Annotated in this window: 1 protein-coding gene; it reads left to right on the top strand. The window is 77.2% G+C overall.

Going from position 1 to position 668, the window contains the following annotated elements; translation table 11 throughout:
• Positions 1–73 precede the first annotated feature (73 nt).
• A partial coding sequence (locus HMPREF3086_RS04940; RefSeq protein WP_246830910.1) for a discoidin domain-containing protein occupies positions 74–668 on the top strand: 595 nt, incomplete at its 3' end.

Raw genomic sequence — 668 nt, 5'->3', positions numbered from 1 at the left:
GGTCCCCGACTACTCGGCGAGCGTCGCCGGCGACGAGCCATCGCGCACCCGGGCCCGCTGGCGGGACGCCAGGGTGAGCGTGTCGTCCTCGGCGGCCGACTCCGCACAGACCGGCCCCGTGCGGCCCTCACACTCCGTGGCCGCGGCCGTGGACGGCGACCCGGACACCGCGTGGCGCTCCGGCGGATACGGTTCGGCTTTCGGCGAGTGGATCGCCATCGACCTGACCGAGCCCGTCGACCGCGCGGTCCTGCGGCTGACGGTCCCCGCGCCGGCCGTCGGCCCGCAGGTCACCGCGCTCGAGGTCCGCACCGACACGGGCACCACCACGGTCTACCCGCGCGCCGACGAGGAGACGACCGTCGTCCTGCCGCCCGGCCCCACCGAGCAGGTCCGGGTCACGGTCACCGGCGTCGCCGACGGAGGCCGCGGCACGTACTTCGAGGTCTCCGAGATCGGGCTCGCCGCCGGCGGCGAGGACATCCCGCTGCTGCGGACCATCGCCCTGCCCGAGCGGGCCGACGACACCCGCGCGCCGTCGGGCTGGTTGCTGCGGCAAGAGCTCGCCGGCCGCACCGACTGCGTCCACGGCGGCAGCCCCGTCGAGGGACTCGCCGGGGCGGAGGAGGCCACGGGCGCCGCCCGGTGCGCCCCCGACCTCGCGATCG

The sequence above is a fragment of the Dietzia sp. HMSC21D01 genome (genome assembly GCF_001815995.1).
Classification (GTDB): Bacteria; Actinomycetota; Actinomycetes; order Mycobacteriales; family Mycobacteriaceae; genus Dietzia; species Dietzia cinnamea.
This window is presented reverse-complemented; position numbering and strand designations above follow the sequence as displayed.